Annotated in this window: 14 protein-coding genes and 2 tRNA genes; 14 read left to right on the top strand and 2 right to left on the bottom strand. The window is 71.1% G+C overall.

Going from position 1 to position 14523, the window contains the following annotated elements; genetic code table 11:
- Positions 1-24: 24 nt before the first annotated feature.
- On the top strand, positions 25-618 hold the full coding sequence (locus ACFZAT_RS17870; protein ID WP_391265172.1) for a hypothetical protein: 594 nt from the start codon (positions 25-27) through the stop codon (positions 616-618).
- 177 nt (positions 619-795) lie between these two features.
- Positions 796-1899, top strand: a complete 1104-nt coding sequence (locus ACFZAT_RS17865; RefSeq protein WP_391265171.1) for a hypothetical protein — start codon at positions 796-798, stop codon at positions 1897-1899.
- On the opposite strand, the gene ACFZAT_RS17860 is transcribed toward ACFZAT_RS17865, so the two are convergent.
- Positions 1850-2947, bottom strand: coding sequence for a M48 family metalloprotease (locus tag ACFZAT_RS17860; protein ID WP_391265170.1), 1098 nt, complete (start codon positions 2945-2947; stop codon positions 1850-1852). The two genes, ACFZAT_RS17865 and ACFZAT_RS17860, sit on opposite strands and share 50 nt — an antisense overlap.
- Positions 2948-3060: 113 nt before the next feature.
- Here ACFZAT_RS17860 and ACFZAT_RS17855 point away from each other — a divergent pair, with 113 nt between their 5' ends.
- The 7 genes from ACFZAT_RS17855 (at position 3061) to ACFZAT_RS17825 (ending at position 7312) form a co-directional block, all read left to right on the top strand.
- Positions 3061-3213 carry a hypothetical protein gene (locus ACFZAT_RS17855; RefSeq protein WP_185992685.1) on the top strand — a complete coding sequence of 51 codons (153 nt, stop codon included), beginning with the start codon at positions 3061-3063 and terminating at the stop codon, positions 3211-3213.
- A gap of 83 nt (positions 3214-3296) precedes the next feature.
- Positions 3297-3458 (top strand): hypothetical protein, encoded by a 162-nt coding sequence (locus ACFZAT_RS17850; RefSeq protein ID WP_018518201.1) that lies wholly within the window; start codon positions 3297-3299, stop codon positions 3456-3458.
- 38 nt (positions 3459-3496) lie between these two features.
- A complete protein-coding gene (gene nadD / locus ACFZAT_RS17845; RefSeq protein ID WP_026171531.1) occupies positions 3497-4114 on the top strand; it encodes a nicotinate-nucleotide adenylyltransferase in 618 nt (205 codons plus the stop codon).
- Positions 4115-4133: 19 nt separating this feature from the next.
- Positions 4134-5903, top strand: a complete 1770-nt coding sequence (locus tag ACFZAT_RS17840; RefSeq protein ID WP_391265169.1) for a LytR C-terminal domain-containing protein — start codon at positions 4134-4136, stop codon at positions 5901-5903.
- A gap of 135 nt (positions 5904-6038) precedes the next feature.
- Positions 6039-6470, top strand: coding sequence for a ribosome silencing factor (gene rsfS / locus ACFZAT_RS17835; RefSeq protein WP_018103223.1), 432 nt, complete (start codon positions 6039-6041; stop codon positions 6468-6470).
- A complete protein-coding gene (locus ACFZAT_RS17830) occupies positions 6467-7120 on the top strand; it encodes a histidine phosphatase family protein (RefSeq protein ID WP_391265305.1) in 654 nt (217 codons plus the stop codon). Before rsfS ends, ACFZAT_RS17830 begins: the two co-directional genes overlap by 4 nt.
- Positions 7121-7239: 119 nt before the next feature.
- Positions 7240-7312: transfer RNA gene (locus ACFZAT_RS17825), tRNA-Ala, on the top strand.
- A 49-nt stretch (positions 7313-7361) separates the two neighbouring features.
- Here ACFZAT_RS17825 and ACFZAT_RS17820 read toward each other — a convergent pair.
- Positions 7362-8153, bottom strand: a complete 792-nt coding sequence (locus ACFZAT_RS17820) for a helix-turn-helix domain-containing protein (protein WP_391265304.1) — start codon at positions 8151-8153, stop codon at positions 7362-7364.
- Positions 8154-8456: 303 nt separating this feature from the next.
- Between ACFZAT_RS17820 and ACFZAT_RS17815 the strand changes: the two genes are divergently transcribed.
- From ACFZAT_RS17815 to ACFZAT_RS17795, 5 genes are all read left to right on the top strand, one after another.
- Positions 8457-9848 (top strand): MFS transporter, encoded by a 1392-nt coding sequence (locus ACFZAT_RS17815; protein WP_391265303.1) that lies wholly within the window; start codon positions 8457-8459, stop codon positions 9846-9848.
- A 133-nt stretch (positions 9849-9981) separates the two neighbouring features.
- On the top strand, positions 9982-10215 hold the full coding sequence (locus ACFZAT_RS17810; RefSeq protein ID WP_018103228.1) for a hypothetical protein: 234 nt from the start codon (positions 9982-9984) through the stop codon (positions 10213-10215).
- A 114-nt stretch (positions 10216-10329) separates the two neighbouring features.
- Positions 10330-10402: transfer RNA gene (locus ACFZAT_RS17805), tRNA-Ala, on the top strand.
- Between the two features lie 292 nt (positions 10403-10694).
- A complete protein-coding gene (gene leuS, locus ACFZAT_RS17800) occupies positions 10695-13562 on the top strand; it encodes a leucine--tRNA ligase (RefSeq protein ID WP_391265168.1) in 2868 nt (955 codons plus the stop codon).
- Positions 13563-13699: 137 nt separating this feature from the next.
- Positions 13700-14407 carry a hypothetical protein gene (locus ACFZAT_RS17795; protein ID WP_391265167.1) on the top strand — a complete coding sequence of 236 codons (708 nt, stop codon included), beginning with the start codon at positions 13700-13702 and terminating at the stop codon, positions 14405-14407.
- Positions 14408-14523: the final 116 nt, after the last annotated feature.

Below are 14523 nucleotides of genomic sequence, written 5' to 3'. Positions count from 1 at the left end.
GTGCGCCGGGGCTAGTCTGAAACCGTGGCGGACGACGTGGGGGGCAGGCCGTATCCGAGCGGCTGGGAGCCCGACGACGACCGCGGGGGCGCGGACGAGGACTTCGCCTCCGTGGTGTTCGACGAGGCCTTCGTGCGGGCCGCCGAATTCCACGAACCGACCGCCGTCGAGCGGCTGTTGGCGGCGGCCGAGGCCCGCGCGGAGGCCGATGCCCGGCATCCCGGTGGCCGCGGCGGCCCCTATGACGACGAGCTGTCCGACGAGGGCTACGGTCCGGGCGGCTACCGCGGCCCGGACGGCTACGACCCGCTCGACGCGGACGACTTCCACGAGCACGGGCCCTACGGACGCCACGGCGGCGCGCTCCGCCCGTACCGGGGGGCCGCCCGCTGGCACCGGCCGGTCGCCTGGATGCTGGCCGTCCTGATGGGCGTCGGCATGGTCGCCCTGGCCTTCAGCGCCGTCTACCGCAACAGCTCGGGGGACCGGCAGGACCAGGTCCCGCCGCCGGCCTCGACCGGTGTGGACAGCGCGCCAGGACCCGGCCCCGGCTCGGCCCCTTCGGACGCGGACGACTACTCCCGCCCGAAGGTCTCCGCAGTCCCGCGCACCCCCTGATCTCCGGCGCCCCGGCCTGCCCCGCCCCCGCCCGGGTCCTCCGTCCGGCGGGTCCGGTGGAACTCCCCGGTGGTTGCCGGGCGTCACCGCGTTTACCGTCGTCGTGATCGACCCACCCTGAAGGTATGACCCCTCCTCCGCCCGAAGAGGGGACTTCTCACGGAGTCGGGAGAAGTCATGGCACACCGCGGAGATCCACCCGACGGCCCGGCGGAGAACGGCGCGCACGGTCCGGACGACGAGTACGGCTCACTCGTCTTCGACGAGTCCTTCGTACGGGCCGCCCGGCTGCAGGAGTTCTCCGCCCAGGAGCGCATGGGGGAGCACGCCCGGGCCGTCCGCAGCCTGCCCGGGCGTGCCTACCGCAACGGCTCCCGGATCGCCCTCGCCCTGATGATCCTCATCGCCCTGGCCTTCGGCACCGCCGTCTTCATGGGCCTGAGCCACCCCTACGAAACCCCGGCCGCCGCCCGGAAGCCCGAGCCGCTGCGGATGACCCTCGTCCCCCTCGCCCCGCGCGGCCCCGTCCCCTCGGGCACCCCCGCCGCCCTCTTCGCGAGCAGCCCCGCCGCGCACTACCCGAAGGGCCGGGACGGCATCAGCCCGCCGCCCGCCCGGCACACCGCCGACTTCTCGGAGAGCGAGGTCAGCGCGGCCCTGGCCACCGTCAAGGACTACCTGGCCGCCTCCTCGCTCGACCCCGACGTGCTCAGCGGGAACGCCGTGCGCCCCGTCGAGGCGCTGCTCGACCCGGACCAGATGGAGCAGTTCGACCGCAGCGTGGACGAGCCCTACGACGACGGGCAGCATGCCGCGACCGGCTGGCTCGTCCGCTTCGACCCGTCCCGGGTCACCCCGGACCCGGAGGTCCGGGTCCGGGGCACCCTGCGCTACACCCAGACGGGCTCCGACGCCCTGGAGGTCGTCTCGGACCACACCTTCACCTACGCGCTGCGCCCCGCCGTGGCGGGCCCCCAGCCGAAGGGCGGCGCCTCCCTGTTCACCGTGCGGCGGGAGATGCGCTTCCGGTTCGACCGGGAGGACCTGCGGCTGCACCGGCTGGAGGTGCAGACCAGCTATCTCCAGGCGGGTCCGCAGTCCTGCCCGGCGGACGCCTCGGGCGCCCTGCGGCCGCTGCTCGCCGGGCAGCGGGCGGTCTCGCGCGCACCGGCGGGCACCGACCCGTATGCCACGGGCCGGCCCGTCGCCGCGCTCTGCGGGACGCTGGAGGTCAGCTCCCTTCCGCCGACGGCCCCTGCGAGTCCTCGGGGTTCTCCGTAGCACCGCCCTTGGCGCCGCTGCCCGCGCCGGTGAACTTGTCGCGCAGCTTGCCGCCCAGGTCCCCGGCGCCGCCCGCTATGTCGCCGACGAGCTTCATCAGCGGATCCTTGCTGTTGCGCACCGAATCGGCGTAATGCGAGGCGGACTCCTTGAACGAGTCCGTCACCGAGGTGTCCTTGTCCTCGTCCCGGCGCGGGTAGTGGCCGTCCATGATCCGCTGGTAGTCGCGGGTCTCCGACCACTTCTTGAGCTCGGCGGCGCGGACCGTGGTGAACGGGTGCGAGCGGGGCAGCACGTTGAGGATCTTGAGCACCGAGTCGCGCAGGTCACCGGACTTCTCGTACTCGTCGGCCTGGGCGAGGAACGCGTCCACGTTCATCTCGTGGAGGTGGTTGCCGCCGGCGATCTTCATCAGGCCGCGCATCGACGCCTGTATGTCCTGGCCGGCCAGGAGCCCGGCCCGGTCCGCCGACAGCTCCGACTTGCGGAACCACTCGCGCAGCGCCGTCACGATCGCCATGATCGCGACGTTGCCCAGCGGGATCCAGGCGACCTTGAGCGCCAGGTTGGTGAGGAAGAGGAGGATCGTGCGGTACACCGCGTGACCCGACAGGGCGTGTCCGACCTCGTGGCCGACGACCGCCCTCATCTCCTCCTCGTCCAGGAGTTCCACCAAGCCCGTGGTCAGCACGATGATGGGCTCGTCCAGCCCGATGCACATGGCGTTGGGCTTGGGATCCTGGGTGACGTACATCGGCGGGACCTTCTCCAGGTCCAGGATGTAACAGGCGTCCCGGAGCATGTCGTTGAGGTGGGCGAACTGGGCGTCGCTCACCCGGACGGAGTCCGACAGGAAGAGGAGCCGCAGGCTGCGCTCCGGCAGCAGCCCGCTCAGTGCCTTGAAGACGGTGTCGAAGCCGCTCAGCTTGCGCAGCGCGACCAGCGCGGAGCGGTCGGCGGGGTGCTCGTAGGCCCGGGAGGAGATCCCCGGGAAACGCTTGCGCTGCCTGCTCGGTACGCGGTCCTGGCTCTCGTGGCTGCTGGTCATGACATGGGCCCCCTGTGTTCGTACGAGACGTCGCTCGCCCCCTGACGCCGCCCAGCCTAGGTGCTGGGGCTACGGTGTGCGGGGGGCTGTGGATAACTGAGGAGACGCCCGACATGCCGCACACCGTTGCTCTGTTCGCCGCCGCATCCGGGGACCAGGGGCCGGGCAACACGATCCGCATCGTGCTGGTCGCCTCCCTGCTGGGAGCCGCCCTGCTGGCCTGGTTCCTGCTCCGCGGATACCGCAACGACGACAACAACGACTGAGTCGGCGTGAGCGTGCCCGGGGCACCCGCATACGATGTCCGCGACGTCTTCCCCCGACTCCCGATCGATAGGTCCTGCCGAAGATGAGCCTCACGAGCACCGCACACCAGCTGGTCACCGTCGCCGCCGAGGGCGAGCACGGCGGCAATCACGAAAGCCTCAGCCCCTACCTCACCGGTGGCGGTGCCTTTGTCGTGCTTCTCCTCCTTCTGTGGATCACCACGCGCTTCAACCGCGACCGCTGAGACAGAGGCGTACAGCTGTGCCAGTAGGCTCTGCACGCATGGGAGAGCAGGAAGTGCCTACCGGCCGCGGAAAACGCCGACTCGGCGTGATGGGCGGGACGTTTGACCCGATTCATCATGGACACCTGGTGGCGGCCAGTGAAGTGGCCGCCCAGTTCCACCTCGACGAGGTGATCTTCGTACCGACCGGGCAGCCGTGGCAGAAGAGCCACAAGCAGGTCTCCCCGGCCGAGGACCGTTATCTGATGACGGTCATCGCGACGGCGTCCAACCCGCAGTTCTCGGTCAGCCGGAGCGACATCGACCGCAAGGGCCCCACGTACACGATCGACACCCTGCGGGACCTGCGTGAGGCCCACGGCGAAGCGGACCTCTTCTTCATCACCGGTGCCGACGCGCTCGCCCAGATCCTCACCTGGCGCGACGCCGACGAGCTGTTCTCGCTCTCCCACTTCATCGGCGTGACCCGGCCGGGCCATGTGCTCACGGACGACGGGCTGCCGAAGGGGGGCGTCTCCCTGGTGGAGGTCCCCGCGCTCGCGATCTCCTCGACGGACTGCCGCGCGAGGGTCGCCCAGGGCGAACCGGTCTGGTACCTCGTGCCCGACGGCGTGGTCCGCTACATCGACAAGCGCCAGCTGTACCGCGGCGAGTGAGCCACGGAAAGGGGCACCGGTGAACGACCGACAGAACCCGTACGACCCGTACTACCAGCAGCCGCAGATCATCGGCTACGACGAGTACGGGCAGCCGGTGTACCAGCAGCCGGGGCAGCAGCAGCACGACCCGTACGCGCAGCAGCAGCCGCAGCAGCCCGACCCGTACGGCGGCCAGGCGCCCCAGGACGGCGGACAGGGGTACGGCTACGACCCGTACGCCCAGCAGTCGCCCCCCGCGCCGCAGCAGCCGTACGACCCCTACGCCGCCCAGCCCCAGCAGACCCCGCAGCAGGACTACGGCTACGACCGGTACGGGTACGACACCGGGCAGCAGCAGCCGGTCCACGACACCGGCCGGCAGCAGCCGGTCCACGACACCGGGCAGCACGCCGCGGTCGACACGACCCAGCAGTGGAACATTCCGCAGCAGACCCCGGCCCCGGCTCCGGCACCCGCGCCCGCCCCGCCCCGCGAGCCCGCGTCGCGTCCGGGGCCGGAGGCGGCCGTGCCCGGGCAGCGCCGTGGCGACGACGACTACCGCACCGAGCAGTTCGCCTTCATCGAGGAGCCCGACGAGGACTCCGAGGACGTCATCGACTGGCTCAAGTTCACCGAGAGCCGCAGCGAACGCCGCGAGGAGGCGCGCCGCCGGGGCCGCAACCGGATCGTCGCGCTGCTCGTCGTCGGCGTCCTGGCCGTGCTCGGCGGCGTCGGGTACCTGTGGTCGGCGGACAAGATCCCCGGCCTGTCCGACGGGGAGAAGGAGAACACCGCGACGACCGGTCCGCAGCGACGGGACGTCATCGTGGTCCACCTCCACAACACCAAGACCGGCGGCACGTCCACCGCGCTGCTCGTCGACAACGTCACCACCAAGCAGGGCACCACGGTCCTGCTCCCCAACTCCCTCGCCGTCTCCGACGAGGACGGCACCACCACCACGCTCGGCAAGTCGGTCGAGGACGACGGCACGTCCGGGACCCGGGACTCCCTGGACACCCTGCTCGGCACCGACATCACCGGGACCTGGCGGCTCGACACCCCGTACCTGGAGAACCTGGTCGACCTCGTCGGCAACATCGAGGTCGACACCGACACCGCGGTGCCGGGCGCCAAGAAGGGCTCCGGCGACCTGGTGAAGAAGGGCGAGGCGCAGACCCTCAGCGGTCAGATGGCCGTCGCGTACGCCACGTACCGGGGGCCCGGCGAGGCCGAGGCCAAGCAGCTGATGCGGTTCGGGCAGGTGATGCGCGGGGTGCTGCGCAAGATGTCCGACGATCCGCGGGCGGCCACGGTCACCGTTCAGACGCTGGCCCAGATCCTCGACCCGTCGCTGCCCGAGAAGGACCTCGGCGCCTCGCTGGCGAAGCTGGCCGAGCACGCCAAGATCGGCGATTACAAGACGGCGCTGCTGCCCGTGCAGGACGACGGCACCCTCACCGACGCGGCCACCGAGAGCGTGGTCAAGGACATCCTCGGCGGCACGGTCAAGGCGCCGTCGGCGGACGGGGTGATCCGGGTCGGTATCAAGAACGCCACCGGTGACACCGGCTCCACCGAGTCCGCCCGGGGCAAGCTGGTCAACGGCGGTTTCGCCTTCGTCAACAGCGGGAAGGCCGACGCGGCGGCCTCCTCGCAGGTGGTGTACGCCGAGGCGGCCGACAAGGAGAAGGCGACCCAGGTCGCCAAGACCCTCGGACTGCCGACGAGCACGGTCAAGCGGGGCAAGCCGGCCGGGAACGCGGACGTGTCCGTCCTCCTCGGCCAGGACTACAAGCCCGAGTAGCCGCGGAGCGGTCGCGGGAGGTCCGGAGCCGAGCGGTCCGGGCCTCCACGCGCGGCCCGCGGAATATGGCTGCGTGGCCGGGCGGTTCCCCGTGAGACCCTAGAGGTCTATCCGACCGACGACGAAAGCCTGCTTGTGACCGCCACTGACCGCTCCATCGAGCTCATCAACGCCGCCGCCCAGGCGGCCGCCGACCGGCTCGCGCACGACATCATCGCCTACGACGTCAGCGACGTGCTGTCGATCACCGACGCCTTCCTGCTGGCCTCGGCCCCCAACGACCGCCAGGTCAAGTCGATCGTCGACGAGATCGAGGAGCGGCTGCAGAAGGAACTCGGCGCGAAGCCGGTCCGCCGCGAGGGCGACCGCGACGCCCGTTGGATCCTCCTCGACTACGTCGACATCGTCATCCACGTCCAGCACAGCGAGGAGCGCGTCTTCTACGCGCTGGAGCGCCTGTGGAAGGACTGCCCCGAGCTCGACCTGCCCGAGGACGCGGTGAAGACCCGCGGCAAGGCCGCCGAGCACGCGCAGCTCAACGGCGGTACGGAAGGTGAGCAGAGCTGAACGGCAGCAGGAGCGGCAGGGGCCGCAGGATCGTCCTCTGGCGCCACGGCCAGACGGCCTGGAATCTGGAACGCCGCTTCCAGGGCTCCACGGACATCGAGCTGACCGAGACCGGCGTCGCGCAGGCCCACCGGGCCGCCCGGCTGCTCGCCTCGCTGAAGCCGGACGCGATCGTCGCATCCGACCTGCGGCGCGCCGCGGCCACGGCCGCCGAGCTCTCCGCGATCACCGGGCTCGACGTGGTGCACGACGCGGGTCTGCGTGAGACCTACGCGGGCGCCTGGCAGGGCCTCACCCACGAGGAGATCGTGGAGCGGTACGGCGAGCAGTACGCCGCGTGGAAGCGCGGCGAGCCCGTACGGCGCGGCGGCGGCGAGCTGGAGACCGAGGTCGCCGACCGGGCGGCCCCCGTGGTCCTCGGCCATGCCGAGAAGCTGCCCGACGGCGGCACCCTGGTCGTCGTCAGCCACGGCGGCACCATCCGGACCACCATCGGACGTCTGCTGGGCCTGGAGGCGCACCACTGGGAAGGGCTCGGCGGGCTGACCAACTGCTGCTGGTCGGTGCTCGGCGAGGGCGCCCGCGGCTGGCGGCTGCTGGAGCACAACGCCGGCACCCTGCCCGAACCGGTGCTCGGCGACGACACCTGACCGGGCCGTCGCCGGCCGCCCCTCGGGGCGGCAGGGGCCGGATTTCACTTTCCGGCTGGTCACAGGCTAAAGTTCTTCTTGTTCGCAGCGCGGAAGCGCAGAGAAACACAGCGGACAGCGGGGCTATAGCTCAGTTGGTAGAGCGCTTGCATGGCATGCAAGAGGTCAGGAGTTCAATTCTCCTTAGCTCCACAATCGGAAATCCCGTCCTCACCAGGGGGCGGGATTTCCGCGTATGCGGTCACTGGCCCCGAGCGCCCCGGCGATGTGCCCGCAGCGCGGCGAGCAGTTGCCTGCTCTCCTCGTCGGCCGGGGTGTACGTGACGATCCGGCACTCGGGCAGCCCGTTGATGGTCAGGGACACCGAGGTCATCCGTATCTCACCGGCCACCGCCCAGTGCCGGAAGGTCTTCACGCGCCGACCCGGCGGGACGACGTCCCCGCTGCGCCACAGCTTCGCGAAGTAGGGGCTGGCCTCCGACAGCTCCGCGATGAACGACTCCCACGCGGGCTCGCCCACATGGCGTCCGTAGCCGCTGCGCAGGGTCGCCGCCATCAGGGGCAGCTCCTGGTCGCGGTGCACGACCGGACAGTCCTCCTCGGCCGCCGTGAACAGCGACCACAGCGCGTTGCGGACCTTGGTGCCCCGCATGACGGGGATGCCGAAGAGGTCCCGGTAGCCCGGATTGGTCGCCAGCACGTCGTAGCGCGCGTTGTAGACGACGGCGGGGAGCGGGTCGAGCGCGTCGATGACGCCCTGGACCTCCTCGCCGACCTCGAAGGTGTCGGACTCCCTCCCCGGCAGGAAGGCGACGCCCGCCAGCTCGTACAGGTGCTCGCGCTCCGGGGGGTCCAGCCGCAGCGTCCTCGCCACCGCGTCCAGGACCTGCGGGGAGGCGTTGATCGGGCGGCCCTGCTCCAGCCAGGTGTACCAGGTCACGCCGACGCCGGAGAGCTGAGCGACCTCCTCGCGCCGCAGCCCGGGGGTGCGCCGCCGTAAGCCCGGGGCCATGCCCACGTCGGCCGGGGTCACCCGGGCCCGGCGGCCGCGCAGGAAGGCGGCGAGCTCCGGCCGCCTGCCCGGCGCCGCTCCGCTCCGCCCCGCGTGCTGTCGTGCCGTCGCCGCCTGCTGTGTCGTCACCGTCACACCCCCATCGTCGGTGCTGCGCCCGGCTGTTGCCAGGTGCTGCCAGTACCAGCATCAGCGGGCTCTCGTTACCCGTATGCGTACGGCACCAGCCTGGAACCCATGACCGCGATATCCGAAACGACGGCCTCACGCTCCGTCACCAGTAAAACCCCCACCACTGACAAGACCCCCGCCCGGCTGCTCGCCGTGGTGCTCACGGCCCAATTCATGGCGCTGCTCGACATCTTCATCGTGAACGTCGCCGCCCCGACGATCCGTACCGAACTCCACGCTTCAGGTGCCCAGTTGCAACTGGTGGTGGCCGGATACACCATTTCGTACGCCGTCCTCCTCGTCGCCGGCGCCCGGCTCGGCGGCGTCTTCGGCCACGGCCGCGCACATCTGGCGGGGCTCGCCGTCTTCACGGCGGCCTCGCTCGCCTGCGGACTGGCCGCGGACTCGGGGCAGCTGATCGCCTTCCGGGTGATCCAGGGGGCGGGCGCGGCGGTGATGATCCCGCAGGTCCTCAGCCTGATCCAGCAGCACTTCACCGGGGCGGCGCGGGTGCGCGCGATCGGCGCCTACAGCGCGGTGCTGGCCACGGGGGCCGCCGCGGGGCAGGTCGTGGGCGGGGTGCTGGTGAGCGTCGACCTGTTCGGAGCGGGCTGGCGGCCGGTCTTCCTGGTCAACGTGCCGATCGGGCTCGTCCTGCTGGTGCTCGGCGCGCGTGTGCTGCCGGGCGAGCCGCGCACCGGGGAGGCCCGGCGGCAGGCGCGGGCGCGCGGCTTCGACCCGGTGGGTCTGGTCCTCCTCGCGGGCGCCGTCACGCTGCTGACGGTGCCGTTGGTGCTCGGTCAGGAACTGGGCTGGCCGGACTGGACGTGGGCCTGCCTGCTCGCCTGTGCGGTGGTCCTCGCCGGCTTCGTGACGTACGAGACCCGGCTCGCCGCGCGCGGCGGTGCGCCCCTGATCGCGCCCCGTGTGCTCCGGTTGCCCGGAATCGCCATGGCGGCGGTGCGCATCATGCTGGTGATGGCGGCAAACGCGGGCTTCCTCTTCACGCTGACCCTGCACCTTCAGGGCGGCCTCGGATACTCGGCGCTGCGGGCCGGGCTGATGTGCGCGCCGACCGCGGTGGCCTTCGGCGCGGCCGGGCTGACCTGGCGGCGGTGGCCGGCCCGCCTCCAGCGGTACCTGGTGCCCGGTGGGTTCGCGGTGCTGGCCGCCGGTGTGACGGTGACCGGTCTCGTACTGCGGGACGGGGGCGGCGGGAGCGTCGCGCTGTACGTGGGTTTCGTGCTCATCGGCGCGGGTATGGCTCTCGCGTTCAGCCCCAACCTCGCCGGTGCCCTGGCGGACGTACGGCCCCAGGACGCCGCCGACGCCAGCGGTGTGCTGGTGACCGTGACCCAGCTCGGGCAGGTCATCGGCGTGGCCGTCATCGGCACCCTCTACCTCAACCGCCTCGGTACGCCGGGGCCGCAGGGGTCGGGGCACGCGCTGTGGGTCTGCGAGCTGGCCCTGGTCGCGGTGGCGTGCGCGGGGGGCGCCGCAGGCCTCGTACGACGGCGGCGGCGTGCAGTAACGGCGGTCGGCTGACCCTCTTGCGGGGTCATGGCAGAATCGGACCGCCGGAGGGGGCGACGGACCGAACGGGAGGGTGTGCGCGATGCCTGGGAGCCGCCACGAGGTCCCGCAGTCGCCTTTCGTCCGCCGGGGCCGGAGCTGACCCATGGGTGCACACAGGCGGAAGTGCGACTGGTGCGGCAGCGGTACGCCCATCGTCAGGGACATGGACCCGGTCAACGCGGACTATCAGTACTGGTGCGAGGAGTGCGCACGGGCGCTGATCATAAAAGGCGACCCCATCGAGACCTACCGGGAGCTCGAGGGGGAGCCGATCTACGGCCGGCTCCTTGAGGAGCACTGCACCCTCAAGCGCTTCTACTCCTTCGCCACGGCCTGACCGTTTCCCCTCCTCCGCCGGGGGAAAACCGGGCGGAGCGGAATCGATTTGGTGGACGGCCCGGGTGACCGGTACTGTTCTCGATGTCGCCAGGGAGACCGGGCGGCGCAACGAGGGGCTATAGCTCAGTTGGTAGAGCGCTTGCATGGCATGCAAGAGGTCAGGAGTTCAATTCTCCTTAGCTCCACAGTGAAGAAGGAACGGCGGGTCATCCCAAGCGGATGGCCCGCCGTTCTGCGTGCGGAGGCCGGTCAGCGGGCTATTGCCCCGAGGGGGACCGGCTCGGTGCGGTACCCTGACGCCATGCGTGCCGTAGCCCTTCTGCTTAGCGAGCCGCGCTGATCAGTCCCGACCGGTGAGAACGCCTGGTCGGCATCAGCGCGGCGTCCCCTCCTGTGCGAGGGGATTTTTCGTTTCCCAGGACATGTGTCCGTAGACGTGGATGCCGGCAGATGACGATCGATGGAGCTTTGAGGATCATGAGCGAGACGAATACCGCAGCGGACGCCGCTGCGCCGCACCGCTACACGGCAGTGATGGCCGCCGACATCGAGGCACGCTGGCAGGACTTCTGGGACGCCGAGGGCACGTACGAGGCGCCCAACCCGACCGGTGACCTGGCGGGCGACCCGGAGCTGGCCGCTCGGCCCAAGAAGTTCATCATGGACATGTTCCCGTACCCCTCCGGTGCGGGACTGCACGTCGGTCACCCGCTGGGTTACATCGCCACCGACGTCTTCGCCCGCCACCAGCGGATGACCGGGCACAACGTCCTGCACACCCTGGGCTTCGACGCGTTCGGCCTGCCCGCCGAGCAGTACGCCGTGCAGACCGGCACGCACCCGCGGGTCTCCACCGAGGCCAACATCGAGAACATGACGGCGCAGCTGCGCCGGCTGGGTCTGGGCCACGACAAGCGCCGCTCGTTCGCCACGATCGAGTCCGAGTACTACAAGTGGACCCAGTGGATCTTCCTGCAGATCTTCAACTCCTGGTACGACACCGAGGCGGACCGCGCCCGGCCCATCGCCGAGCTGGTCGCCCAGTTCGAGAGCGGCGAGCGTGCCACCCCCGACGGCCGTGACTGGTCCGCGCTGAGCGCCGCCGAGCGCGCCGACGTCCTGGGCGAGTACCGGCTGGCCTACGCCTCCGACGCGCCGGTCAACTGGTCGCCCGGCCTGGGCACCGTCCTGGCCAACGAGGAGGTCACCGCCGACGGCCGCTCCGAGCGCGGCAACTTCCCCGTCTTCAAGGCGAAGCTGCGCCAGTGGAACATGCGCATCACCGCCTACGCCGACCGGCTGCTGAACGACCTGGACGGGCTGGACTGGCCCGAGGCGATCAAGCTGCAGCAGCGCAACTGGATCGGCCGCTCCGAGGGCGCGCGGGTCGACTTCCCGGTCGACGGCGCGGGCAGCGTCACCGTCTTCACCACCCGCCAGGACACCCTGTTCGGCGCCACCTACATGGTGCTGGCGCCGGAGCACGAGCTGGTCGAACGGATCATCCCCGCCGCCTGGCCCGAGGGCACCCACCCGGTCTGGACGGGCGGCCACGCCTCGCCGGCCGAGGCGGTCACCGCGTACCGCAAGCAGGCCGCCTCGAAGTCGGACGTGGAGCGACAGGCCGAGGCCAAGGACAAGACCGGCGTCTTCACCGGTGCGTACGCCACCAACCCGGTAAGCGGCGAGCAGATCCCCGTCTTCATCGCCGACTACGTCCTGATGGGCTACGGCACCGGCGCGATCATGGCCGTACCGGCGCACGACGCGCGCGACTTCGCGTTCGCGCGCGCCTTCGAGCTGCCGATGCGCTGCGTAGTCGAGCCGTCGGACGACCGCGGCACCGACGCGTCGACGTGGGAGGACGCCTTCGCCTCGTACGACGCGAAGCTGGTCAACTCCGCCAACGACGAGATCTCGCTGAACGGTCTGGGCGTCGCCGACGCCAAGGCCCGCATCACCGAGTGGCTGAGGGAGCACGGCGTCGGCGAGGGCACCGTCAACTTCCGGCTGCGGGACTGGCTGTTCAGCCGCCAGCGCTACTGGGGCGAGCCCTTCCCGATCGTGTACGACGAGGAGGGCATCGCCCACCCGCTGCCCGAGTCGATGCTGCCCCTGGAACTGCCCGAGGTGGACGACTACTCGCCGCGCACCTTCGACCCGGACGACGCCGACACCCAGCCCGAGACCCCGCTGTCGCGCAACGCCGAGTGGGTCAACGTCACGCTGGACCTGGGCGACGGACCGAAGAAGTACCGCCGCGAGACCAACACCATGCCCAACTGGGCCGGTTCCTGCTGGTACGAGCTGCGCTACCTGGACCCGAACAACTCCGAGAAGCTGGTCGACCCGGCCGTCGAGGAGTACTGGATGGGTCCGCGCGAGGGGCAGCCGACCGGCGGCGTCGACCTGTACGTGGGCGGTGCCGAGCACGCCGTGCTGCACCTGCTGTACGCGCGCTTCTGGTCCAAGGTGCTGCACGACCTGGGCCACGTCTCCTCCGCCGAGCCGTTCCACAAGCTGTACAACCAGGGCATGATCCAGGCGTTCGTCTACCGGGACAGCCGCGGCATCGCCGTCCCGGCGGCGGAGGTCGAGGAGCGCGACGGGGCGTTCTACCACCAGGGCGAGAAGGTCTCCCGTGTCCTGGGCAAGATGGGCAAGTCCCTGAAGAACGCCGTGACGCCCGACGACGTCTGCGCCGAATTCGGCGCGGACACGCTGCGCCTGTACGAGATGGCCATGGGCCCCCTGGACGTGTCGCGGCCCTGGGACACGCGGGCGGTCGTCGGTCAGTACCGGCTGCTGCAGCGACTGTGGCGCAACATCGTCGACGAGGAGACCGGTGAGGTCACCGTGGTCGACTCCGAGCCCGGCGAGGACACGCTGCGCGCGCTCCACAAGGCCATCGACGGGGTCGGCGGCGACATGGCCGGCATGCGCTTCAACACGGCGATCGCCAAGGTCACCGAGCTGAACAACCACCTGACCAAGGCGGGCGGCCCGCTGCCCCGCCCGGTCGCCGAGGCCCTGGTACTGCTGGTGGCGCCGCTGGCCCCGCACATCGCCGAGGAGCTGTGGCACCGGCTGGGCCACACGGAGTCGGTCGTGCACCAGGACTTCCCGGTGGCCGACCCCGCGTACGTCGTGGACGAGACCGTGACCTGCGTCGTACAGGTGAAGGGCAAGGTCAAGGCGCGCCTGGAGATCTCCCCGTCGATCACGGACGAGGAGCTGGAGGCCCTGGCCCTGGCCGACCCGGCCGTCGTCGCCGCGCTGGGCGGCGCGGGCATCCGCAAGGTGATCGTCCGCGCGCCGAAGCTGGTGAACATCGTTCCCGCGTAGTCGCGGAGACGGGTGGGGGCTTTCCCCTACGGGCAGGTTGGGGGTTCCGGCGGAACCTCCGGCCTGCCCGTTCCGTTTACGGTGGAGAGGACCGGTGTACGTGTACCGGAGGCCGTCACACCATCCGAGGGGCGCTCATGGAAGCCGTGATCCTGATTCTGGCGCTGCTCGTCGTCGCCTTCATGGCGCTGGGCGTCTACGCGACGGTCAAGGTGGTCGGGGCGGCCAGGCGCGGCGTGGACCGCACGATCACACAGGCGCGCCGCACCGTCGAGGACACCACCCTGCGGGCCAAGAGCTACGGCCAGCCGGGCGTCGGCGGTGAGCTGGCACAGCTGCGCCTCTCGCTGCGCACGTCGATGCGCGCCACCCAGGACGCCCTGCGAGCGGGCGTGGCCGAGGACGCGTCGCTGTCGGAGTCCCTGGGGCTGTTCGACCGGCTCAGCGCGCACGGACTGGAGCTGGACGCGGAGCTGAAGGCGCTGGAGCGCGAGCCCGACAGGGCGACGGTGTCCGCGCGGCTGCCGGACCTGAAGAAGCGCACCGCGGGGATCACCCGCTCCGCCGACTCGCTGCGCTGGGCCGCCCGGGACCGGGCCCGCAAGTTCGCCGACGACGAACTGTCGGCGCTGAACGCGCAGATCGATGTGGAGGCCGGGGCGCTGCGCCACTGGACGACTGCCCCGGGGGAGCCCACGGCGGCCCAGGGCCCCGGCCACGGGCCGGCGGCGCCGGGGGACTGGGGCGGGGAGCCCGACGCGCCCGAGGCCATCACCGCCCGGGATCCCCGGCAGAGCACCGCCTATCCGTGGCAGAAGACGGCCCGGCCGGAATCCACCAACTGAGCGGCGCCCCCGGGGAGCACGCCGCGACCACCCGTGACCGAGGGTGGCAGGATGCGATGCGAAGCGACCGTGACTGATCACTCGCGCGGGGTCGGACTGCCTAGTCGGCGCGCCTG

The organism is Streptomyces sp. NPDC008163 (genome assembly GCF_042956885.1).
In the GTDB taxonomy this organism is placed as follows: Bacteria; Actinomycetota; Actinomycetes; order Streptomycetales; family Streptomycetaceae; genus Streptomyces; species Streptomyces drozdowiczii_A.
Note: the sequence above shows the minus strand (reverse complement) of the source record. Positions and strands in the feature narration are given on the sequence as shown.

Bases quoted from the DNA above. Each gene is read 5' to 3' on its own strand.
- ACFZAT_RS17865 (WP_391265171.1), top strand. From the start codon at position 796: ATGGCACACCGCGGAGATCCACCCGACGGCCCGGCGGAGAACGGCGCG.
- ACFZAT_RS17860 (WP_391265170.1), bottom strand. From the start codon at position 2,947: ATGACCAGCAGCCACGAGAGCCAGGACCGCGTACCGAGCAGGCAGCGC.
- ACFZAT_RS17855 (WP_185992685.1), top strand. From the start codon at position 3,061: ATGCCGCACACCGTTGCTCTGTTCGCCGCCGCATCCGGGGACCAGGGG.
- ACFZAT_RS17850 (WP_018518201.1), top strand. From the start codon at position 3,297: ATGAGCCTCACGAGCACCGCACACCAGCTGGTCACCGTCGCCGCCGAG.
- nadD (WP_026171531.1), top strand. From the start codon at position 3,497: ATGGGAGAGCAGGAAGTGCCTACCGGCCGCGGAAAACGCCGACTCGGC.
- ACFZAT_RS17810 (WP_018103228.1), top strand. From the start codon at position 9,982: ATGGGTGCACACAGGCGGAAGTGCGACTGGTGCGGCAGCGGTACGCCC.
- leuS (WP_391265168.1), top strand. From the start codon at position 10,695: ATGAGCGAGACGAATACCGCAGCGGACGCCGCTGCGCCGCACCGCTAC.
- ACFZAT_RS17795 (WP_391265167.1), top strand. From the start codon at position 13,700: ATGGAAGCCGTGATCCTGATTCTGGCGCTGCTCGTCGTCGCCTTCATG.